The organism is Ornithinimicrobium sediminis (genome assembly GCF_021272345.1).
Lineage (GTDB): Bacteria > Actinomycetota > Actinomycetes > Actinomycetales > Dermatophilaceae > Ornithinicoccus > Ornithinicoccus sediminis_B.
In genome coordinates this window covers 48,460-70,311 of the sequence record NZ_JAJSDQ010000009.1, presented here as the reverse complement: position 1 = coordinate 70,311, position 21,852 = coordinate 48,460, and the positions used below count along the sequence as shown (strand labels likewise).

General features: G+C 74.2%; 17 protein-coding genes. 13 read left to right on the top strand and 4 right to left on the bottom strand.

The window, feature by feature from the left end:
* Positions 1-86: 86 nt before the first annotated feature.
* Entirely contained in the window at positions 87-1,466 is a 1,380-nt protein-coding gene (locus LVO85_RS15350) for an MFS transporter (RefSeq protein WP_232748373.1), read from the top strand.
* Here LVO85_RS15350 and LVO85_RS15345 read toward each other — a convergent pair.
* The gene (locus LVO85_RS15345) at positions 1,450-2,304 is read right to left on the bottom strand and encodes an alpha/beta hydrolase (RefSeq protein ID WP_232748372.1); all 855 of its coding nucleotides are present in this window, start codon (positions 2,302-2,304) and stop codon (positions 1,450-1,452) included. The two genes, LVO85_RS15350 and LVO85_RS15345, sit on opposite strands and share 17 nt — an antisense overlap.
* A 60-nt stretch (positions 2,305-2,364) precedes the next feature.
* On the opposite strand from LVO85_RS15345, the gene LVO85_RS15340 reads away from it, so the two are divergent.
* Complete coding sequence (locus LVO85_RS15340; RefSeq protein WP_232748371.1) at positions 2,365-3,723, top strand: alpha-amylase family protein; 1,359 nt, start codon at positions 2,365-2,367, stop codon at positions 3,721-3,723.
* Positions 3,724-3,730: 7 nt separating this feature from the next.
* Here LVO85_RS15340 and LVO85_RS15335 read toward each other — a convergent pair whose 3' ends face one another.
* The 3 genes from LVO85_RS15335 to LVO85_RS15325 are packed head-to-tail and all read right to left on the bottom strand — an operon-like array spanning position 3,731 to position 8,327.
* Complete coding sequence (locus tag LVO85_RS15335) at positions 3,731-6,112, bottom strand: transglutaminase family protein (RefSeq protein ID WP_232748370.1); 2,382 nt, start codon at positions 6,110-6,112, stop codon at positions 3,731-3,733.
* The gene (locus tag LVO85_RS15330; RefSeq protein ID WP_232748369.1) at positions 6,109-7,359 is read right to left on the bottom strand and encodes a DUF58 domain-containing protein; all 1,251 of its coding nucleotides are present in this window, start codon (positions 7,357-7,359) and stop codon (positions 6,109-6,111) included. Before LVO85_RS15330 ends, LVO85_RS15335 begins: the two co-directional genes overlap by 4 nt.
* A complete protein-coding gene (locus tag LVO85_RS15325) occupies positions 7,356-8,327 on the bottom strand; it encodes an AAA family ATPase (protein WP_232748368.1) in 972 nt (323 codons plus the stop codon). The genes LVO85_RS15330 and LVO85_RS15325 overlap by 4 nt, the downstream gene beginning before the upstream one ends.
* A 408-nt stretch (positions 8,328-8,735) precedes the next feature.
* Here LVO85_RS15325 and mraZ point away from each other — a divergent pair, with 408 nt between their 5' ends.
* The 11 genes from mraZ (at position 8,736) to LVO85_RS15270 (ending at position 21,720) form a co-directional block, all read left to right on the top strand.
* Entirely contained in the window at positions 8,736-9,167 is a 432-nt protein-coding gene (mraZ, locus tag LVO85_RS15320) for a division/cell wall cluster transcriptional repressor MraZ (protein ID WP_232748367.1), read from the top strand.
* A gap of 237 nt (positions 9,168-9,404) precedes the next feature.
* On the top strand, positions 9,405-10,400 hold the full coding sequence (gene rsmH, locus LVO85_RS15315) for a 16S rRNA (cytosine(1402)-N(4))-methyltransferase RsmH (protein WP_232748366.1): 996 nt from the start codon (positions 9,405-9,407) through the stop codon (positions 10,398-10,400).
* Positions 10,397-10,918, top strand: a complete 522-nt coding sequence (locus tag LVO85_RS15310) for a hypothetical protein (protein ID WP_232748365.1) — start codon at positions 10,397-10,399, stop codon at positions 10,916-10,918. The genes rsmH and LVO85_RS15310 overlap by 4 nt, the downstream gene beginning before the upstream one ends.
* Before the next feature lie 3 nt (positions 10,919-10,921).
* Positions 10,922-12,790, top strand: coding sequence for a peptidoglycan D,D-transpeptidase FtsI family protein (locus LVO85_RS15305; protein WP_232748364.1), 1,869 nt, complete (start codon positions 10,922-10,924; stop codon positions 12,788-12,790).
* Entirely contained in the window at positions 12,787-14,184 is a 1,398-nt protein-coding gene (locus LVO85_RS15300; protein ID WP_232748363.1) for a UDP-N-acetylmuramoyl-tripeptide--D-alanyl-D-alanine ligase, read from the top strand. Before LVO85_RS15305 ends, LVO85_RS15300 begins: the two co-directional genes overlap by 4 nt.
* The gene (gene mraY / locus LVO85_RS15295; protein WP_232748362.1) at positions 14,181-15,296 is read left to right on the top strand and encodes a phospho-N-acetylmuramoyl-pentapeptide-transferase; all 1,116 of its coding nucleotides are present in this window, start codon (positions 14,181-14,183) and stop codon (positions 15,294-15,296) included. The genes LVO85_RS15300 and mraY overlap by 4 nt, the downstream gene beginning before the upstream one ends.
* Entirely contained in the window at positions 15,293-16,813 is a 1,521-nt protein-coding gene (gene murD, locus LVO85_RS15290; RefSeq protein WP_232748361.1) for a UDP-N-acetylmuramoyl-L-alanine--D-glutamate ligase, read from the top strand. The genes mraY and murD overlap by 4 nt, the downstream gene beginning before the upstream one ends.
* A complete protein-coding gene (ftsW, locus tag LVO85_RS15285; RefSeq protein ID WP_232748360.1) occupies positions 16,810-18,078 on the top strand; it encodes a putative lipid II flippase FtsW in 1,269 nt (422 codons plus the stop codon). The genes murD and ftsW overlap by 4 nt, the downstream gene beginning before the upstream one ends.
* On the top strand, positions 18,075-19,241 hold the full coding sequence (gene murG / locus LVO85_RS15280; RefSeq protein WP_232748359.1) for an undecaprenyldiphospho-muramoylpentapeptide beta-N-acetylglucosaminyltransferase: 1,167 nt from the start codon (positions 18,075-18,077) through the stop codon (positions 19,239-19,241). The genes ftsW and murG overlap by 4 nt, the downstream gene beginning before the upstream one ends.
* Positions 19,238-20,857, top strand: a complete 1,620-nt coding sequence (gene murC / locus LVO85_RS15275; RefSeq protein ID WP_232748358.1) for a UDP-N-acetylmuramate--L-alanine ligase — start codon at positions 19,238-19,240, stop codon at positions 20,855-20,857. The genes murG and murC overlap by 4 nt, the downstream gene beginning before the upstream one ends.
* Positions 20,854-21,720, top strand: coding sequence for a cell division protein FtsQ/DivIB (locus LVO85_RS15270; protein ID WP_232748357.1), 867 nt, complete (start codon positions 20,854-20,856; stop codon positions 21,718-21,720). The genes murC and LVO85_RS15270 overlap by 4 nt, the downstream gene beginning before the upstream one ends.
* The last annotated feature ends 132 nt before the right edge of the window (positions 21,721-21,852 follow it).

Below are 21,852 nucleotides of genomic sequence, written 5' to 3'. Positions count from 1 at the left end.
CAGTGTGCTGGACAGCGACCTTTCCTGGCCAGGGCAGGACGTGCGCCTGCCGCGTCTGTCGTAGCCGGTGTGGGAGAGTCGGCCCCATGAACGACGGTCCGGCCGCACCGGTCGACGCTGCACGTCCGCCCGCGCCGTCGCGCCGCTTCGGGTGGCCGGTCTACGCCTGGGGTCTGTGGGACTGGGGGTCGGCGGCGTTCAACGCCGTCATCACGACCTTCGTCTTCACCGTCTACCTCACCTCCGACTCCTTCGGCCCCGGTGCCGACGCCAAGCTGGGCTGGGCGCTGGCCACCGCGGGCCTGCTCATCGCGCTGCTCGCGCCGGTGCTGGGCCAGCGCTCCGACCGCTCCGGGCGGCGCAGCTTCTGGCTGATCGTCAACACCCTGCTCGTGGTGCTCTGCGCGGTCGGGATGTTCTTCGTCACCCCGGAGCCGGACATGCTGTGGGTGGGCCTGCTGCTGCTCGCGGCCGGCAACATCTTCTTCGAGTTCGCCTCGGTCAACTACAACGCGATGCTCAACGAGATCTCGACCCCGGCCACCATCGGGAGGGTCTCCGGGCTCGGCTGGGGGCTGGGCTACATCGGCGGCATCGTGCTGCTGCTCATCGTCTACTTCGGCCTCATCAGCCCCGAGGTCGGCATCTTCGGCATCACCTCCGACAACGGCCTGGACGTGCGGGTGACGATGCTCATCTGCGCGGCCTGGACGCTGGTCTTCTCACTGCCGCTCTTCCTGACGATCCGCGACGACAAGGCCGCCCGCACGGCACGCTCGTCGCGGCCGGGGCTGTGGGCCTCCTACCGCCAGCTCCTGCGCACCGTCGCCGACCTGTGGCGCGCCGACCGCAACACGGTCTACTTCCTGCTGTCCTCGGCCGTCTTCCGTGACGGGCTGGCCGGTGTCTTCACCTTCGGCGGCGTCATCGCGGCCGGCACGTTCGGCTTCAGCGCGGGCGACGTCATCATCTTCGGGGTGGCCGCCAACATCGTCGCCGGGCTGGCCACGATCGGCTTCGGGGTGCTCGACGACGTGCTCGGGCCCAAGCGGGTCATCGTCTTCTCCCTGGTCTGCATGATCGTGGCCGGCGTCGCCATCTTCGTCCTGCACGAGGGCGGCACGGTGGTCTTCTGGACGCTCGGGCTGCTGCTGGCGATCTTCGTCGGCCCGGCCCAGTCGGCCTCGCGCACCTTCCTCGCCCGGCTCATCCCCGCGGGGCAGGAGGGGCAGATCTTCGGTCTCTACGCCACCACCGGCCGCGCCGTGAGCTTCATGGCGCCGGCGGCGTTCGCGACCGCGATCGTGCTGGGCACGGCGGTGACCGGTGCCACCACCCAGGACGCGGTGCAGTACTGGGGCATCCTCGGCATCGTCGCCGTGCTGCTGCTCGGGCTGCTGCTCATCCTGCCGGTGCGCAGCCGGGTCAACGAGGAGTCCCTGCTGGTGCTCAACCAGGCGGCCTGACCCGCTCCGCCAGCCGCACGACAGCGTCGGCCACCGGGGGCCCGAACATCACCGGGTCGTTGTGGTCGGCGTCCTCGAGCACGACCTCCTCGACCAGGGCCGGCGCCGAGCGGGCCACCTCCGCGCTCAGCGCCGTCGGCACCACGGAGTCGCGCCCACCGCGCACCACGGTCACCGGCACCGTGCTGGCGGCCAGGTGCTCCACGACGGGGTAGCGGTCGCGCAGCAGCAGCCGCACCGGCAGCGCGGGGTAGTGGTGCGCGCCGACGTCGGCCAGCTCGGTGAAGGGCGAGCGCAGCACCATCCCGGCCGGTGGCCGACGGGCCTGCAGGGCCGCGACGACCCCCGTGCCGAGGGACTCCCCGAGGTAGATCGTGCGCTCCGGCGGCCAGCCTTCGCGCTCCAGCGTGTCCACGGCGGCCAGCGCGTCGAGCGCCAGCCCGTCCTCGCTCGGCGAGCCGGGGTTGCCGCCGTAGCCGCGGTAGTCCATCAGCAGCACCGTGAAGCCGCGTGCGCTGAGCTGCTGTGCCAGGCCCGCCCGGCCGGCGCGGTTGCCACCGTTGCCCGGAGCGACCAGCACCGCCAGGTCGCGGTCGCCCTCCGGTGCCGCGGGCACCAGCCAGGCGCCGAGCTCCAGGCCGTCCTCGGTCTGCAGGGTCACGTCGCGGGCGCCGGGGAGCACCTCGCCCGCGGGCGGCACCGCGGCGGCGTCGGGCAGGTAGACCAGCGAGCGTTGCAGCGCCCAGAACAGCCCCATCACCACCACCCCCAGCAGGGTCAGGACGGCCAGCACCCGCAGCACCCGGCGTGCCGGGCCGCGCGGGGCCGGGGTCGACATGCCCCCATGCTGGTCGGGGACCTGCGCCGTGGCAACCGCCCGGTGCGAGAGGGTGGGTTCATGGACACGACACGCAGCAGCGAGCCGGAGTGGGTGCAGGACGCGATCTGGTGGCACGTCTACCCGCTGGGCTTCGTCGGCGCGGAGGCGAGCCCCGAGCCCGGCCAGGAGGTCGCGCACCGGCTCGGCCACCTCGTCGGCTGGCTGGACCACGTGGTCGAGCTGGGGCTCTCCGGCATCGCGCTGGGCCCGGTCTTCGCCTCGCAGACCCACGGCTACGACACGACCGACCACCTGCGCATCGACCCCCGGCTCGGGGACGACGACGACTTCGACGCCCTCGTCGCCGGCTGCCGGGAGCGCGGGCTGCGGCTCCTGCTCGACGGGGTGTTCAACCACGTCGGGCGCGGGCACCCGGCGTTCCAGGCGGTGCTGGAGCACGGGCCGCAGGCCGAGACGGCATCATGGTTCCGGCTGCGCTGGCCCGGCGGTGCCGACGCGTGGCAGCCCGGCACGGAGCCCGACTACGACGACTTCGAGGGCCACCGCCACCTCGTCGCGCTCGACACCGGCTCACCACAGGTGCTCGACCACCTCACCGAGGTGATGGTGCACTGGCTCGACCGGGGCGCCGACGGCTGGCGGCTGGACGCGGCCTACGCCGTGCCGACCCGCACCTGGGCCGAGCTGGCCCGCCGGGTCCGCGAGCGGCACCCCACGGCATACCTCATGGGCGAGCTCATCCAGGGCGACTACCCGAGCTTCGTGCGCGAGGCGGGCATCGACGCGGTCACGCAGTACGAGCTGTGGAAGGGCATCTGGAGCTCGCTCAACGACACCAACCTCTTCGAGCTCGAGTCGGCGCTGGGCCGGCACAACACCTTCCTCGAGGAGTTCGTGCCCTACACGTTCGTCGGCAACCACGACGTCACCCGCATCGCCAGCCGCCTGGAGGACGTCGCCCTGCTGGAGCACGCCCTGGTCGTGCTCTTCACCGTCGGCGGGACGCCCAGCGTGTATGCCGGGGACGAGCTGGCCTTCCGCGGCACCAAGGAGGAGCGCGAGGGCGGCGACGACGCGGTGCGGCCGCAGTTCCCCGACACCCCGGCCGACCTGACCGGCGACGGGCAGGAGACCTTCCGGCTGCACCAGGAGCTCGTCGGCCTGCGCCGCCGACACCGCTGGCTGCACGGCGCCTCGACCACGACGCTGCACCTGACCAACGAGCAGCTCGCCTACGAGGTGAGCGCCGAGGGTCAGCGGCTGGTCGTCGTGCTGTCGCTGGAGACCGACGAGGTCGAGGTGCCGGCCGCCCGGGCGGGCGAGCTGCTGGCGGGGGACGCCGACGTGCTCGGCGCCGGCACCGACGACGCCCGGGTGCGGCTGCGTCCCCGCGGCTGGGCGGTCCTGTCGGGCTGAGGACGGGTCAGGAGCGGCGCAGCCACTCCCGGATGCCGGTCAGCCCGGTGCCGGGCAGCAGCGCGGCCCGGAGGCGCACCGTGCCGGGCGCCGTGTCGCGCACCGCCTGCACCACGGTGTCGACGTCGCGCTCGACGGTGTCGGGTCGGGTCGCCGTCTCGGTGGCGGCGTGGTCCGTGCCGACGTCTCGTCCAACGCCACTGTCGGCACCGCTGCCGGCGCCGCTGGTGACCGGGGCGTAGCGCGCCCGCTCCAGGGTGGCGGTCACCCGGCCCAGCGCCTCGTCGGCGCGACGGTCCAGCACCGCGTGCTCGGTGTAGTGGGCCCGCATCGCCCGGGGGCTGCGCGGCTCGGGCGGCGGCACCCCGAGGTCGGCGAGCGCGCGGGTGAGCAGCTGCCACTGCACCTCGACCTCGTCCTGCGGGGTCTCGGCGCGGCGCAGCTCGCGCCGGCGGTGCCACCTCGCCGCCAGCGGCACGAGCATCATGAGCGCGGCGAGCACGGCGACCGCCCCCAGCACCCAGGCCAGCCGCAGCAGCGTCTCGCCGAGGCTGTCACCGGCCCCGCCGTCGGCGGCGTCGGCCGGCGGCTCGGGCTCCGGGAGGGCGTCCGGCTCGAGGGTGGGCGTGGGCACCTCCTCGCTGAGCTCGTCGGAGCGGGTGAAGCCGGGGGCCGTGCCGGTGCGCGAGCCGGGGGTCGGCTCGAAGCGGGTCCAGCCGAGCCCGGAGAGGTAGAGCTCGGGCCAGGTGTGGGCGTCCGAGGCGACGACGCTGCGCGCGCCGCCCGCCTCGTCGAGGGTGCCGGGCAGGAAGCCCACGGCCATCCGGGCCGGGATGCCCTCGCTGCGGGCCATCATCACCATGGCCGTGGCGAACTGCACGCAGTAGCCCTGCCGGTTGGCCAGGAACTGGCTGATCGGCTCGTCCGGCACGTCCGGCTGGTTGGGCGCCAGCTCCAGGGAGTAGAGGAACTGCCCGCTGCGCAGGTGGTTCTGGATGAGCACGGCCTGGTCCAGCGGCCGGGTCTCGTCCCCGACGACCTCCTCGGCCAGCGCAGCCACCGCGGGCTGCGCCTCCGGCGGCACCTCCAGCAGCTCCTCGCCGTAGCCCTCCACCTCGCTGACCTGCTCGGAGCCGACCGACTCCGGCATCGCGTCGAGCCCGACGTAGGAGTAGTAGCCCGCGGTGTAGGTGTCCACCGACGTCTCGCCGGTCAGCCGCGCCACCCCGGTGCGCCGGTCGAAGGTCCACGGCAGCGTGCCCGTGTCGAGCTGGCGCATCGGGGTGGGTGCGGCGACGTGCGGCGGCTGCAGCACGTTGCGGGAGACGCGGATGGTCTGGGCGGTGGCCGACACCTCTCCGGACAGCCCCGGCAGGATGCCGAGGCCGGTGCTGTCGATCCGCACCAGGTCCTGCTCGCGTGGCTGCGGCGGCTGCCAGGCCCCGTCGACGTAGTCGGCGGTCGCGGTCACCTTGAGCGGCTCCACCGTCGAGGCGCTGGAGGTGTAGGTGAGCACCGGGTCGGTCGACTGGTTGAGCAGGTCCTCCGAGGGGTCCATCGTCTCCACGAAGCTCACCTGGCCACCGCTGCCACCGGCGAGGTCGTTGGCGTCGGAGGCACGGCCCAGACCTTCGGCGAGGAAGGTCGGCGGCAGGTGCGGCAGCAGCGCGGCCCCCACGACGGCGGCCACCAGGGCGAGGACACCCAGCACCCGGGCGACGGTGCGCTGCCCGGTGCGCCCGAGCGACACGTCGTTGTCGCCGCCGACGAGCTCGCGCCGGTCGCGTGAGGGCCAGCCGTCCACCAGCCGGCGGCCCTGCTGGGCCATCATCACCATCCAGGCCGCGGCGGTGGCCAGGAAGAACCACGGCGACATGGCCTGGCCGCTGTTGGAGACGGAGACGAAGAAGGCGGCGGTGAGCGGGACGCCGGCCGCCGCCGGTGCCCCGCCGGTCACCGCCAGCGTGTCCACGGCCACGGCGGTGAGCAGCAGCACCGAGACCACGAGGAAGGAGACCGCGACCGTGGTCGGGGCCGGGGCCGCATACGTCCGCAGCACGGAGCCGGCCTCCGCAAGCAGGCCCGCGGCGGCCCGGGCCGAGTCGGCCGTGGGCAGACCCCACCACAGCGTCTCGGGCAGGTAGACCCAGCCGAGGCCGAGGACGCCCACGAGCAGCTGGCCGATGGAGACCCACGAGGGGCCGAGGTCGACCGAGCGCAGCACGGCGCCGGTCACCGCGACCGCGGCCACCAGCACGACCGCCGGCGCGACCCAGGAGCTCTGCTCCAGCAGCGTGGTCAGCGGCCAGGCCACCGACAGGCTCGCGAGGGCGGCGACGAGCGCCTCGGGCCACAGCCCGCGCTCGAGGTCGAACCGGGCCCGGGTCACGACAGGCTCCCGGCCGAGGCACGCGACTGCAGCTGCACCCACGCCTGCGGGACCGGTGTCTGCGGGGTGCACGGCACGGTCTGCCACCCGGCGTCGGCGAGGATGCCGCTGCCCCGGGAGCGGGTCAGCGCCTGGTGCACCTTGCCGTCGGTGAAGGCCTTGCGGTCGAGCACGAAGGCCAGGGCCCGCGAGCCGGGCTCGCGGATGCCGGCCAGGTGCCGCAGCTGGTCGGCGTCACGGGCCACGACGGCGGCCACGGCCAGCACGCCGCCGGAGGTGAAGGTGTGCGCGGCCCCGGCGATGGCCTCGAGCTGCACGTCGGGCTCGGGCACCGCACGGGCCAGGGTGTCCAGCATCTCGTCGAGCCCCATCGGGTGCGCGGCGCTGCCGTCCCGCACGGTGGCCGGGGTGAGCAGGTGCACCACGAAGCCGTCGACGAGCAGCCGGCGGGCCACCGAGGCGACGGCGGACACGGCGTACTCGAACGACGGGCTGGGGGTGTCGCCGTGCGCGCTGCGCCGGCTGTCGAGCAGCAGCACGGCACGGCGCCGGGCCGGCCGGTCCTCCTGGCGCACCATGAGCTCGCCGCGGTGCGCGGTCGCCGGCCAGTGCACCCGGCGCAGCTCGTCGCCGTCGCGGTAGGAGCGGATGCTCACGTCGTCCTCGCCGTGCAGGGCCACCATCTGCGGCTGCTCACCCTCGCTGCCGCGGGCCGAGGCGCGCAGCCGGTCGTCGCCCAGGTCGTGCACCGTCGGCAGCACGAGCACCTCGGCGGTGCTGGAGAGACGCAGCGCGACATACGTCAGGCCGAAGGGGTCGCGCTGGCGCAGGCCGAGGGGGCCCAGCGTGAACGCGCCCCGGTGCGGGCTGCGCACCGGGTAGCGCACGGTGCGCTCCTCACCGGGGTCCATCCGCGGCAGCAGGAAGCGTGGCCGGTCGCCCAGCCGCGGGTCGAGGTGCTCCTCGGCGAGGTACATCACCGAGGTGCGGGTGCCGACGTTGACGAAGCGCACCTCCACCTGGCCCCGCTGGTCGGGCTGCAGGCGCACCGGCTGCACGACGCGGCGCACCGCCAGCGAGGGGGGCCGGCGGCGGGTGAGCACGAGGGCGCACACCGGCAGCACCGCGATGAGCAGCCCGACGCGGGTGACGTCGGGGTAGCCCAGGCTCATGCCGGACAGGACGACCAGCAGCCCGAGCCAGAAGAAGGTCTGCCCGCGGGGGGTCAGGACCTCCAGGGGGTTCATCGTGCTGCTGGCACCGGGGTGCGCTGCACGACCTCGGCGACGATCTCGGCGGTGGAGGTGCGGGCCAGCTGCGCCTCCCCGGTGGGGATGACCCGGTGGGTGAGCACGGGGCCGGCGAGCCACTGCACGTCCTCGGGCAGCACATGGTCGCGCCCGGCCAGCGCGGCGTGGGCGCGGGAGGCCCGCAGCAGGTGCAGGGCGGCCCGGGGGGAGGCGCCCAGGCGCAGCAGCTGGTGCCGGCGGGTCGCGGTGACCAGGTCGACGATGTAGCGCCGCAGCGCCGGGGAGGTGTGCAGCGAGCGGATCGCCTCGATCTGCTCCTGCACCTGCACCCCGGTGGTGACCGGCTGCAGCGCGGCCAGCGGGTCGCGCTCGCCGTGCGAGGTGAGCATCTCCAGCTCGGCCTCGGGGGAGGGGTAGCCCAGCGAGATGCGCGCCATGAAGCGGTCGCGCTGGGCCTCGGGCAGCGGGTAGGTGCCTTCCATCTCGATGGGGTTCTGGGTCGCCATCACCAGGAACGGGCGGGGCAGCTGGTGGCTCTCGCCGTCCACGGTGACCTGGCGCTCCTCCATCGCCTCCAGCAGGGCCGACTGGGTCTTGGGGGAGGCACGGTTGATCTCGTCGCCGACGACGACGTTGGCGAAGACGGCACCGTGGCGGAACTCGAAGGTGCGCGAGTCCTGGTTGAACACGCTCACGCCGGTGATGTCGCTGGGCAGCAGGTCGGGGGTGAACTGCACCCGGCTGACCCGGCAGTCGATGGCCTTGGCCATCGCCTTGGCGAGCATCGTCTTGCCGACGCCGGGCACGTCCTCCAGCAGCAGGTGCCCCTCGGCCAGCAGCACGGTGACCGCGGTGGCCAGGGCGTCCTCCTTGCCCTCGATGACGGTGGCGATCGCGCGGTGCACGTCGGCGGCGACGGTGCGGACGGCGTCGAGGTCGGCGGCCTGCACGGCATGGGAGGACATGGGTCGATCTTCCCCCATCCGGCTGGGCGGCACCTCCACTGCACGGGCGTCCCGCCGGCACTGTCGCAGCCGCGCCGTGCTCCACGGTGTGCCCCACCGTCCCCCACCCCGTGCCCCACCCCGCTCCACGCCACCGCTCCCGCTGCGCGGTCGCAGTGCCGTGACCTGCAGGTATGCCGTCAGTCAGGGCCTACCCGCAGCGACCGGCCCGCGTGCGGTGATGCAGGGACGGACCCAGGGGGTGCGCATCCCGCCCCACATCGCACCACGGCCCCTGACCTGCGTCGATGCTGCGACGAAGGGGCGATCCGGGGGTCGTTTCTCGTTGACAGTGGGGCGAAGTGGCGTACAGTGGGGCGCACAGGAGAGCAGTGGTTCTCAGGGTCGAGCGGGGAAGGGGTGAGGCCGATGTTCCTCGGCACCCACACCCCGCGCCTGGACGACAAGGGCCGGATGTTCCTGCCGGCCAAGTACCGCGAGCGCCTCGCCGCCGGCCTGGTGGTGACCCGGGGGCAGGAGCGCTGCCTCTACGTCTTCCCGATGGCCGAGTTCGAGCGGGTCGTGTCCACCATGCAGAGCACCCCGACCACCAACCGCGCCGTGCGCGACTACCAGCGCGTCTTCCTGTCCGGGGCCTCCGACGAGATCCCCGACAAGCAGGGCCGCATCACCATCCCGGCCGCGCTGCGCGACTACGCGGGCCTGTCCCACGAGTGCACCGTCATCGGCACCGGCGGTCGCCTGGAGGTCTGGGACACCGCCGCCTGGACGGCATACCTGCAGGAGAACGAGCAGACCTTCTCCGAGCTCTCCGAGGAGGTGATCCCCGGCCTGCTCTGACCGCCGTCTGCACGGACCGTCCGCACACCCGTCCCTGGCGCCTGGTCGCCCCCCGCCCACCCCTCCCGACGCCTCTTCCCCGGCGCCGGGCCCACCCGGACCGATCATCCGACGCCCCTTCCCCGGCGCCGGAGGAGAGGCACCCGGCAGGGCGGTGGGGGACCAGACCCCAGGGACACCCCGTACCACCGACCGCACCCCCAGCCCCGCACCACCCACCTCGCCCAGGAGCTCCCGATGACCGACCGCGGCCCCGCCGGTGACCGGCACGTGCCGGTGCTGCGTGACCGCGTCGTCGAGCTGCTGGCCCCGGCGCTGCAGCAGCCCGGGGCGGTCGCCCTCGACGGCACGCTCGGCATGGGCGGGCACGCCGAGGCCCTGCTGGAGGCGTGCCCGCAGGCCCGCGTCGTCGGCATCGACCGTGACACCGAGGCGCTGCGCCTGGCCGGTGAGCGGCTGGGGCGCTTCGGTGACCGGTTCACCGCCGTGCACGCGGTCTACGACGAGGTGCCGCAGGTGCTGGCCGACCTGGGCCTGCACGAGGCGCACGCGGTGCTCTTCGACCTGGGCGTCTCCTCCCTGCAGCTCGACGCCGACGACCGGGGCTTCGCCTACCGGGTCGACACCCCGCTCGACATGCGGATGGACCAGACCCAGGGCATGACCGCCGCGGACGTGCTCAACACCTACTCCGTGGAGGACCTGACCCGCGTCCTGCGCGACTACGGCGAGGAGCGCTTCGCCCGCAAGATCGCCAAGGCCGTGCTGCGCCGCCGCGAGGAGGAGCCGTTCACCACCTCCGGCCCGCTGGTGCGGCTGCTGCACGACGTCGTGCCGGCCGCCTCCCAGCGCAGCGGCGGCCACCCGGCCAAGCGCACCTTCCAGGCGCTGCGCATCGAGGTCAACCAGGAGCTGTCCGTCTGGGCGCGTGCGCTGCCCGCCACGCTCGACGTGCTCGCCGTCGGGGGGCGGGTCGCCGTGCTGTCCTACCACTCCCTCGAGGACCGCATCACCAAGCAGGTCCTGGCCGCGGGGGCGACCAGCTCGGCGCCGCCCGGGCTGCCCGTCGAGCTGCCCGAGCAGCGTCCCTGGCTGCGCCTGCTGACCCGGGGGGCCGAGAAGGCCCCCCCGACCGAGACCGAGACCAACCCGCGTGCAGCCTCCGTGCGGCTGCGCGTGGCCGAGCGCCTTCGCGCCACCAGCACCACCCGCCACCGCAGGGAGCACCGATGAGCCAGATGACCGCGACCGCCACCGCCCCGGCCACCGCCCGCGTCGCCCCGCGACCGCTGCGCACCCCGGCCCGCACCAGCACGCGCCCCCGGCTGCGGGTCGTCGACGCGGCACCGCTGGGCAGCTCGCACGTCGGCTACGGCATGCTCTGCGCCTCCCTGGTCATCGCCGGCCTGCTGCTCATGCTCGTGCTCAACACGGTGCGCGCGGAGGGCTCCTTCGTGCTGAGCGACCTGCGCGCCGACCAGGCCCGGCTCGAGGCCCGCCAGGTCTCGCTGGAGTCCGAGCTGGCCGAGCTGCGCTCGCCGGCCAGCCTGTCGCGCAAGGCCGAGGGCCTGGGCATGGTGCGCTCGCCCTCGACCGCGGTGCTGCGCCTGTCCGACGGGGTGGTCCTCGGCGTGGCGGCCGGGGTGGACGGCGAGCAGACCTTTACCGTGGACCTGCCTGCTCCGGGCAGCGGGGAGGCGGTCCTGGACGACCTTGCCGGCCCCGGCGGGGTGGCGACACCGGAAGGCTGAGCCGTGGCACGCAGGCAGAGCTCCACCGCAGCCCACCACGGCGTCGCCCACCCGCAGCGTCGGGTGCGCATGCTGCTGCTGGGCACCATGATCGTCTTCAGCCTCTTCGCCGCCCAGCTGGTGCGGCTGCAGGGCCTCGACGCCGCCACCGTCTCGGCCGCGGCCATCGACGAGCGGCTCAAGCAGGTCATCATCCCGGCCACCCGGGGCGCGATCACCGACGTCAACGGCGAGCCGCTGGCGGTCGACGTCGACCGGGTGCACATCGCGGTCGACCCGGTCAACGTGGCCGCCTACGAGCGCTGGGAGGACGGCGAGCTCGTGGGCTCCGGCTTCTCCGGTGCGGCGCAGGCGGTCGCGGAGGTGACCGGCGAGGACCCCGAGCGCCTGGAGCGGGTCATCTCGACCACCGAGGGGCGCTGGGCCTACCTGGTCAAGGACGTCTCACCGGAGGTCTGGCAGCAGGTCAAGGACCTCGGCATCCCTGGCGTCACCCCCGAGGAGTTCCACCACCGCCTCTACCCCCTCGGCGAGTCGCACGCCAAGCTGCTCGGCTGGCTGGGCGCGGGGGAGGCGCCGGCCGGCGGGGTCGAGCTGACCCGGCACGACTGGCTCACCGGCACCCCGGGTGAGCGCACCTTCGAGATCGGCGGCAACGGCGAGGTCATCACCACCGGCACCGCGGTCGACACCCCGGCGGTCGACGGCGGCGACGTGCGCCTGTCCATCGATTCCGACCTGCAGTGGTATGCCTACGACGCGCTGGAGAAGCGGGTCGAGGAGGCAAAGGCCCTCAGCGGCTACGTGCTGGTGCAGGAGGTCGAGACCGGGCGCATCGTGACGGCCGCGACCTACCCCGGCTTCGACCCCAGCGACCCGGAGCAGACCTCCGAGGGCATGCGCAACGACGTCGTCGAGGACGTCTACGAGCCCGGCTCCACCGCCAAGCTGGTCACCGCGGCCGCGGCGCTGGAGGAGGGCATCGTCGAGCGGGACACCCCCATCGTCGTGCCCTACCGGCTGCCTCGTGGCGGCAAGACGTTCAAGGACGCGCACGACCCCAGGACGCCGTGGCAGACCTTCGGCGGCGTGCTCGCGACCTCCAGCAACATGGGCACGATCCTCTACGGCGAGAAGCTCGAGGACCAGCAGCTGCACGACTGGCTGCGCAGGTTCGGCCTGGGCACCCCCAGCGGGCTGGGCCTGCCCGGCGAGTCCGGTGGCGTGGTGCCCCCGGTCGAGACGTGGAGCCGCACCAGCCGCTACACGCTGATGTTCGGCCAGGGCCTGTCCAGCAACGCCCTGCAGCAGATGTCGGTCTACCAGACGATGGCCAACGACGGGGTGCGCATCCCGCCGACGGTCGTGGAGGGCACCACCGACGACCAGGGCCGCTACACCGCCGCGCCGGTGCCCGAGGGTGAGCGCGTCGTCTCCGCCGAGACCTCGCAGACCCTGACCGAGATCCTGGAGCAGGTGCCGACCTTCTTCGGCACCGCGCCGACGGCGGCGGTCGAGGGCTACCACGTGGCCGGCAAGACCAGCACCGCCGACCGCTACGACGACGAGCTGGGCCGCTACAGCCGCACCACCGCCTCGTTCATCGGCTACGCCCCCTCGGACGACCCGAAGTACGTCGTGGCGGTGACCATCCAGCGGCCGACCGAGATCAGCCAGTACGGTGGCACCATCTCCGGGCCGGTCTTCGCCGACGTCATGCGCTACGCCCTGCAGAAGGCGGGGGTCGCGCCGGCCGACGAGCCGCTGCCGGAGCTGGAGCTGACCTACGACCCGAAGGCGCAGGCTCCTGGCCACCCCCGCGGTGTCACCCTGGGCGACATCGCGTTCTCCGACGAAAGGGCCGATGGGTGATCCCCCTCACGCTGCGCGAGATCGCGGCGGTCACCGGCGGCCGGGTGCACCCCGGCACAGCGGCGTCGACACTCGTCGACGCCGCTGTCGTGACCGACTCCCGTGAGTGCGTGCCCGGCAGCCTGTATGTCGCACGCGCCGGTGAGCACGCCGACGGTCACGACTACGTGGGTGCGGCCGCGGCCAACGGTGCCGTCGCCGCCCTGACCGCCCGCGAGATGGACGAGCTGCCGTGCGTCGTGGTCGACGACGTGCAGCACGCGTTCGCCCGGCTGGGCCGCGAGGTCGTCGACCGCTGCACCGAGGCCGGCGGCCTGCGCATCGTCGGCATCACCGGCTCCTCGGGCAAGACCTCCACCAAGGACCTGATGGCCCAGGTCGTCTCGCACCTGGGCGAGACGCTGGCGCCGGTCGCGTCCTACAACTCCGAGATCGGCGTGCCGCTGACCGTGTGCCGCCTGGAGCCGAGCACCGAGATCCTCGTCGCCGAGATGGGGGCCTCCGGGGTCGGCCACATCGCCTACCTCACCGACATCGCCCCGCCGCAGGTCGGGGTGGTGCTCAACGTCGGCACCGCGCACCTGGGGGAGTTCGGCTCCCGCGCCCTCATCGCGCACACCAAGGCCGAGCTGGTGCGGGCGCTGCCGCCCAACGGGCTGGCCGTGCTCAACGCCGACGACCCCCGGGTCGCCGCGATGGCCGAGCAGACCCCGGCCCGGGTGGTGCTCGTCGGCACCGGCCCGGACGCCGAGGTCCGCGCCCACGACGTCGTGCTCAACGAGCGCGGGCAGGCCGGCTTCCGGGTGACCGTGCCCGGGCACGAGCCGGTCGACGTGCAGCTGCAGCTGCACGGCGCGCACCACGTCGGCAACGCCCTGTCGGTGGCCGCGGTCGCGCTGGAGTGGGGGATGGACCTGCCCGACATCGCGCAGGCCCTCGGCGGTGCCCGGCCCACGTCGCGCTGGCGGATGGAGGTCACCGACCGCCCCGACGGCGTGACCATCGTCAACGACGCCTACAACGCCAACCCCGACTCCATGCGGGCCGCCCTGCGCGCCCTGCAGTCGATGCGCGGGCAGGGCCGCACCACCGCGGTGGTCGGCGAGATGCTCGAGCTCGGCGAGGAGAGCGTGGCCGAGCACGCCTCGGTCGGCGCGCTGGCCGCCGAGCTGGGCATCGACCGGCTGGTCGCCGTCGGGGAGGGCGCCGCCCCGGCCGCCGACGGCTACGCCCTGGGCGGGGGCAGCGACGTGCACCGGGTGCCGGACACCGCCGCCGCGCGCGAGCTGCTGGGGCGGCTGCTCGGCGCCGGCGACGTCGTGCTGCTGAAGTCCAGCCGCGACTCGGGGCTGCGCCTGCTCGGTGACGACCTGGTGCAGGATGGTGGGCCGTGATCAACGTCCTGCTCGCCGCCAGCATCGCGATGACCGTCGCGCTGCTGGGCACGCCGCTGTTCATCAAGTTCCTGGTGCGCCGCGGCTACGGCCAGTTCATCCGGGACGACGGGCCGACCACCCACCACACCAAGCGCGGCACCCCCACCATGGGCGGTGCCGTCATCATCGGGGCCACCCTGCTGGGCTACTTCGGGGCGCACCTGCTGCTGGGCTTCGTCGACTGGCTCGGCTGGTTCGACATGGGCACCAACCGGTTCACGCTCAGCGCCCTGCTGGTGCTCTTCCTGATGGCCGGGCTCGGCCTGGTCGGCTTCCTCGACGACTACATCAAGATCTCCAAGCAGCGCAGCCTGGGCCTGCGCTCGTGGGAGAAGCTCGTCGGGCAGACCGCGGTGGCGGTGGTCTTCGCCGTGCTGGCCCTGCAGTTCCCCGCCGACGGCTTCCGCACCCCGGCCAGCACCTCGATCTCCTTCGTCCGCGACACCGGCATCGACCTGGCCCACTTCGGCGCGGTCAGCGGGCTCATCCTCTTCGTCATCTGGGCCAACATCATGATCGCCGGGGCCAGCAACGGGGTGAACCTCACCGACGGCCTCGACGGGCTGGCCACCGGCGCCTCGGTCATGGTGTTCGGCTCCTACGTGCTCATCGGCATCTGGCAGTACAACCAGAACTGCCAGATCAACCCCGGCCCGAACTGCTACGACGTGCGTGACGCCCTCGACCTGGCCGTGGTCGCCGCCGCGGTCGCCGGGTCGGCGTTCGGCTTCCTGTGGTGGAACGCCTCGCCGGCCAAGATCTTCATGGGCGACACCGGCTCGCTGGCCCTCGGCGGCGCGCTCGCCGGCCTGGCGATCGTCACCCACACCCAGTTGCTCATGGCCATCCTGGGCGGGCTGTTCGTCATCATCACGCTCTCGGTGATCATCCAGGTCGGCTCGTTCAAGATGACCGGCCAACGGGTCTTCCGGATGGCACCGCTCCAGCACCACTTCGAGCTGCTGGGCTGGGCCGAGGTCACCATCGTCATCCGCTTCTGGATCGTGGCCGCGCTGTGCGCGGCCACCGGGCTGGCGCTGTTCTACACCGAGTGGGTGGTGCAGCTGTGACCGCACGGCTGGCGGACCTGACCCACCGCGAGGCGGACTGGGCGGGCCTGAGGGTCGTGGTCACCGGGCTGGGCATCAGCGGGTTCGCCGCGGCCGACGCCCTGCTGGAGCGCGGCGTGCACGTGACGGTGCTCGACGCCGGCACCGACGCGCCCGAGCAGGAGGAGCGGGCCACCATCCTCGACATCCTCGGCGGCGAGGTGCGCCGCGGCCCGGAGCACGTCGCCGACCTGCCGGCCGACCTCGCCGGCAGCGACCTCGTGGTCACCTCGCCGGGCTGGCGCCCCGACCACCCGGTGCTGGTCGCCGCCGCGCGCCACGGCATACCGGTGTGGGGCGAGGTCGAGCTCGCCTGGCGGATGCGGGCGCGGGTGGGCGCCGCCCCCTGGCTGACCGTGACCGGCACCAACGGCAAGACGACCACGGTGCAGATGCTGGAGGCGGTCCTGCGGGCCGCCGGGCTGCGGGCGGTCGCCGCCGGCAACGTCGGCACCCCGGTGCTCGAGGCCGTGCTGCACCCCGAGCCCTACGACGTCATCGCCGTCGAGCTGTCCAGCTTCCAGCTGCACTACAGCCACAGCATCTCCGCGCTGGCCTCGTGCGTGCTCAACATCGCGCCCGACCACCTCGACTGGCACGGCTCGTTCGACGACTACGCCGCCGCCAAGGCGCGCATCTACGACCGCACCCAGGTGGCCTGTGTCTACAACGTGCAGGACGCGCGCACCGAGGCCATGGTCGCCGAGGCCGACGTCGTGGAGGGCTGCCGCGCCGTCGGCTTCACCACCGGCGTGCCCGGCCTGTCGATGCTCGGCCTGGTGGAGAACGTGCTGGCCGACCGGGCCTTCGTGGAGGAGCGGCGCACCTCCGCCGCCGAGCTCGCGACCCTGGCCGACCTCGACCGCTCCGGCGCCCCGGCCCCGCACCTGGTCGCCGACGCCCTGGCCGCCGCGGCCCTGGCCCGGGCCCTGGGGGTGCGCCCCGGCGCGGTGCGCGACGGCCTGCGCTCCTTCCGCCCCGCGGCCCACCGCATCACCGAGGTCGACCAGGTCGGCGAGGTGCGCTTCGTCGACGACTCCAAGGCCACCAACCCGCACGCGGCCGCCGCCTCGCTGCAGGCCTACCCCGACATCGTGTGGGTGGCCGGCGGCCAGCTCAAGGGCGCCGACATCGAGACCCTGGTGCGCGACGCGGCCCCGCGGCTGCGCGGCGCGGTGCTGCTGGGCGCCGACCGGCGCGTCTTCGCCGACGCACTCGCACGACACGCACCGCAGGTGCCGGTCCGGGAGGTCGACGCCCCCGAGACTAGGTCCATGACCCACGACGAGCGTGAGCGCACCCTGGCCGGGGTGATGGACGAGGTCGTGCGGCACGCGCTCGACCTCGCCTCCCCGGGGCACGTCGTGCTGCTCGCCCCCGCCGCGGCGTCGCTGGACATGTTCGACAGCTACGGCGCCCGCGGCTCGGCCTTCGCCGACGCCGTGCGCCGGCGGGCCCCCGGTGGTGGGCGCCCATGACGACCCAGCTCACCCGGCAGGGCAGCAGCCGGCCCGCCGACCCGCCCCCACGCACCGGCCTGGCCGCCGCGGGGGAGTGGCTGCGCTCCCCGGTGGCGCCTTACTACCTGGTGCTCGCCAGCGCCGCCGCCCTGGTCTCGATCGGCCTGGTCATGGTGCTCTCGGCCTCGAGCGTGCGCTCCTACGTGGAGACCGGCAGCTCCTACGACGTGTTCGTCACCCAGCTCGCCTACGCCGGGGTCGGCATCCTGCTCGCCTGGGGGCTGTCGCGGCTGCCGGTCGTGTGGTGGAAGCGCCTGGCGCTGCCCGGCCTGCTCGTCGCGGTCGCGCTGCAGGCGGCGGTGTTCTCCCCGCTGGGCGGTGACTTCCAGGGCAACCGCAACTGGATCTTCATCGGCGGGCGCAGCCTGCAGCCCTCGGAGTTCGCCAAGCTAGCGCTGGTCGTCTTCGGCGCCACCGTGCTGGCCCGCAAGCGCAAGGTCATCGGCCGCGTCGTGCACGCGCTGGTGCCGTTCATCCTGCCCGGGGCGATGCTGCTCATCGGGCTGGTCGTGGCCGGGCACGACCTCGGCACGGCGATGATCATGGTCGCCATCGCCGGCGGCATGCTCTTCGTCGCCGGGCTGCCGCTGCGCTGGTTCGCGGTGGTCGGGCTCCTGGTCGCCGGGGGCATCGGCTACCTCGCGGCCGGCAGCGGCAACCGCATGCAGCGCATCGAGACCTGGCTGGGTGACACCTGCACCAGCCCGCACGTCGACGGCTGCTTCCAGAAGGTGCACGCGGAGTATGCGCTGGCCGACGGCGGCTGGTGGGGACTGGGCCTGGGAGCCAGCCGCGAGAAGTGGTCGCTGCTGCCCGAGCCGCACAACGACTTCATCCTGGCCATCATCGGCGAGGAGCTCGGCCTGCCCGGCTCGCTCACGGTGCTGCTGCTCTTCGCGGTGCTCGGCTACGCCAGCTTCCGCATCGTGGCCGACACCCCCTACCCGTTCGTGCGCCTGGCCGCGGCCGGCGTGATGATCTGGATGCTCTCGCAGGCGGTGCTCAACATCGGCTCGGTCATCGGCATGCTGCCGATCGTCGGCGTGCCGCTGCCGCTGGTCTCCAGCGGTGGCTCGGCCCTGGTCGCCGCCCTCATGGGCATCGGGCTGCTGCTGGCGATGGCCCGCTCGCTGCCCGGCTGCTCCGAGGCGCTCTCGGGCCGCTCGTCCCGGCTGCGCCGCACCCTGGCGGCCTTCCCCGGCGCGGGTCAGGGCGGGCGATGAGCACCGAGGAGACGGGCACGGGGCCGGGCAGCACCGGCGACAGGGGCACCGGGAACACGAGCACCGGGGACACGCCGCTGTCGGTGGTGCTCGCCGGGGGCGGGTCCGCCGGGCACGTCAACCCGCTGCTGGCCACCGCCGACGCCCTGCGCCGGCACGACCCGCAGACCCGGGTCGTGGTGCTCGGCACCGCCGAGGGCCTGGAGGCCCGGCTGGTGCCCGAGCGCGGCTACCCCCTGGAGGTCGTGCCCAAGGCGCCCTTCCCGCGCCGGCCCAACGGGCAGGCGCTGCGCTTCCCCGGGTCGATGCGGGCTGCGGTCAGCGCGGCCTCGCGCACCCTGCGGCAGGTGCAGGCCGACGTGCTCGTCGGCTTCGGCGGCTACGTCGCCACCCCCGCCTACCTCGCCGCCCGGCGTCACGGCATACCGATCGTCATCCACGAGCAGAACGCCCGCCCTGGCCTGGCCAACCGGCTCGGCGCGCGCTTCACCCCGCACGTCGCCACGACCTTCGCCACCACCCAGCTGCCGCACGCCACCTGGGTCGGCATGCCGCTGCGCCGTGAGATCACCGACCTCGACCGGGCGGCCGCCCGGCCGGAGGGCCTGGCGCACTTCGGCCTGGACGAGGGCCGCCCGACGCTGCTCGTCTTCGGCGGCTCGCTGGGGGCGCTGCGCATCAACACCGCGTTCGCCGGGGCCGGCGCCGACCTCGTCGAGGCAGGCGTGCAGGTGCTTCACCTCACCGGCGCGGGCAAGGACGTCGAGGTCCCCGCCGACACGCCGGGGCGGGCCCGCTACGTCGCCCGGCCCTACACCGACCGGATGGACCTGGCGTATGCCGTGGCCGACCTGGCCGTGTGCCGCTCCGGTGCCGGCACGGTGTGCGAGCTGGGCGCCGTCGGGCTGCCCGCGGTCTTCGTGCCGCTGCCCATCGGCAACGGCGAGCAGCGGCTCAACGCCGCCGACGTCGTCGGGGCCGGGGGAGCGCTGGTGGTCGAGGACCAGCACGTCGACGCCGCCTGGGTGCGCAACGCCGTGCTGCCGCTGGTGCGCGACACCGAGCGCATCGCCCGGATGGGCCAGGCCGCTGCCGCCATGGGCCAGCGCGACGCCGACGACACCCTGGTCGCGATGGTCCGGCGGGCGGCGGGGCGACCGTGAGCCCGGCGCACCGCAGCCCCGCACATCGCAGCTCCGTGCCGGCCGGCCGGTTCGACTTCACCGCCCCGGTGCCGCCCGCGCGGGAGCTCGGCGCCGTGCACTTCGTCGCCATCGGCGGCTCGGGGGTGTCCGGGGTGGCCCGGCTGTTCCTGGCCGAGGGGGTCCCGGTCTCCGGCTCCGACCAGCGCGACAGCGACACCCTGCGGCAGCTGGCGGCCGAGGGAGCCCGGGTGCACGTCGGCCACGACGCCGCCCACCTGGGCCGGGCCGACACGGTCGTCATCTCCGGGGCGGTGCGGGAGAGCAACCCCGAGCTGGCCGCGGCACGGGAGCGCGGGCTGCGGGTGCTGCACCGCGCGCAGGGCATCGCCGCGCTGCTGCACGGCCGCACCACCGCCGCCGTCGCCGGCGCCAACGGCAAGACCACCACCAGCGCCATGCTCACCGTGGCGCTGCAGGCCGCCGGGGCCGACCCGGCCTACGTGCTCGGCTCGGGTCTGGTCGGCCCGGGCACCAACGCCGCGCCCGGCACCGGACCGGTCGTGGTCGAGGCCGACGAGAGCGACGGGTCGTTCCTGGCCTACCGCCCGCAGGTCGCGGTCGTCACCAACATCACCGCCGACCACCTCGACTTCTACGGCGACCTCGAGGGCGTGCACGCGGCCTTCGAGGAGTTCGCCGACACCGTCGGCGCTGACGGTGTGCTCGTCGCGAGCGTCGACGACCCCGGGTCGCGCCGGCTGGCCGAGCGCTGCCGGGGCCTGGGGCGCAGTGTGCTCACCTGGGGCACCGCCCCGGCGGCGGGCACTGACGCCGCGGTGGGCACCGGCCAGATATCCGAACAGGGGCCCGACCACGTGCCCGACCTCCTGCTCAGCGACGTCGGCGGCTCCGGGCGCACCTGGGGCGCCGACCTGACCTGGACCCGCACCGTCGGTGACGTGCCGGCCGGCACACGGCGCCGGCTCACCGTGCCGATGCCCGGCGCGCACAACGTGCACAACGCCGCGGCCGCGCTGCTGGCCGCCACCGGGGGCCTGGGCCGGCCGCTCGACGCCGTGCTCGACGGGCTCGCGGCCTTCCCGGGCACGCACCGGCGCTTCGAGGCGGTCGGCGAGGCCGCCGGGGTCGAGGTCGTCGACGACTACGCGCACAACCCCGACAAGGTCGCCGCCGTGGTGCGGGCCGGCCGCTCGGTGGTGAGCGAGGGCGCCGCCGACGGGCAGGGCGCCGGGGACGGCGCGGCGGGTGCGCCGTCACGTCGGCTGGTGGTGGCCTTCCAGCCGCACCTCTACTCGCGCACGCAGACCTTCGCCGCGCAGTTCGCCGCCGGGCTGGCCCCGGCCGACGTCGTCGTCATGCTCGACGTCTACGGTGCCCGTGAGGAGCCGCTGCCCGGGGTCGACGGCGCCCTGGTCGCCGACCTGGTCGCCGGGCAGCCCGACCCGCCCGAGGTGCACTACCTGCCCGACCTGGCCTCTGCCCCCGGTGAGCTCGCAGCGCTGCTGCGCCCGGGCGACCTGCTGCTGACCGTCGGTGCCGGCGACGTGACCACGCTGGGGCCGCAGGTGCTCGACGTCCTGCGCTCACGGCATACCGAGGAGGAGACGCGATGAGCACGGGGGTGCGGTCCAGGCCGCGGACGGGCAGCACGCCGGCAGCGCCGGTGTCGGTGCCGGTGCACGACCGCTTCACGGCGCGGGCTCGGCGCATCCGCCGCCGGCCCTTGCGGCTGGTCGGCTGGCTGGTGGCGGTGCTGGTGCTCGTCGGCGCGGTCGTCGGCGTGCTGCTGTGGTCGCCGGCGTTCGTCGTGGAGGACGTCGTGGTCGAGGGCGCCGAAGGCCAGCTGGCCGAAGGCGCCGTGAGCCGCGCCGCGATCCCGGTCGGGCTGCAGCTGGCCCGGGTCGACACCGAGGCCGTCGCCGCCCGCGTCGAGGAGGACCTGCGCATCGCCGAGGCGACCGTGGGCCGAGACTGGCCCTCGACCGTGAGCCTGACGGTGCGGCTGCGCGAGCCCGCGCTCGTGCTCGACCAGGCCGGTGCCGGGTCGCTGCAGCTCGTCGACGCCGAGGGCGTCGTCTACGACACGGTGTCCCGCCGCCCCGACGACGTGCCCCGGGTGCGGGCCCCGCGCGGGGACGTGTCGCCGGCGTCACTGGCCGGGACGCTCGACATGCAGGCCGCGCTGACCCCGGAGACCGCCGAGCAGGTGCGTGGCCTGCAGGTGCTGGGCGACGGCGAGCTGCGCTTCGCGGTCGGCCCGGTCACTGTGCTGTGGGGCGGGCCGGAGGATGCCGAGCTCAAGGCGCGCGTGCTGGAGGCCCTGCTGGCCCAGGAGCCGATCGCGCTCGCCCTCGAGGCGGACGCCGACGCAGAGGGCGACGCCGAGGGTGGCGGCGAGGACGGGCCGGCGCTGACGATCGACGTGGCCGTGCCCGGCACCCCGGTGGTCTCCGGCCTGGAGCCCAGCCTGCCCTAAGCCTCGACCTTCACTTCAGGTTCAGAGTCATCGGGCCTGAGGGCAACATCGACATACGATGCGAGCACGAGGTCATGGACAGATCGTGCGGGGAACCTTCCGGGCGGCGCGTGGCCGGCACAGCACAGACGT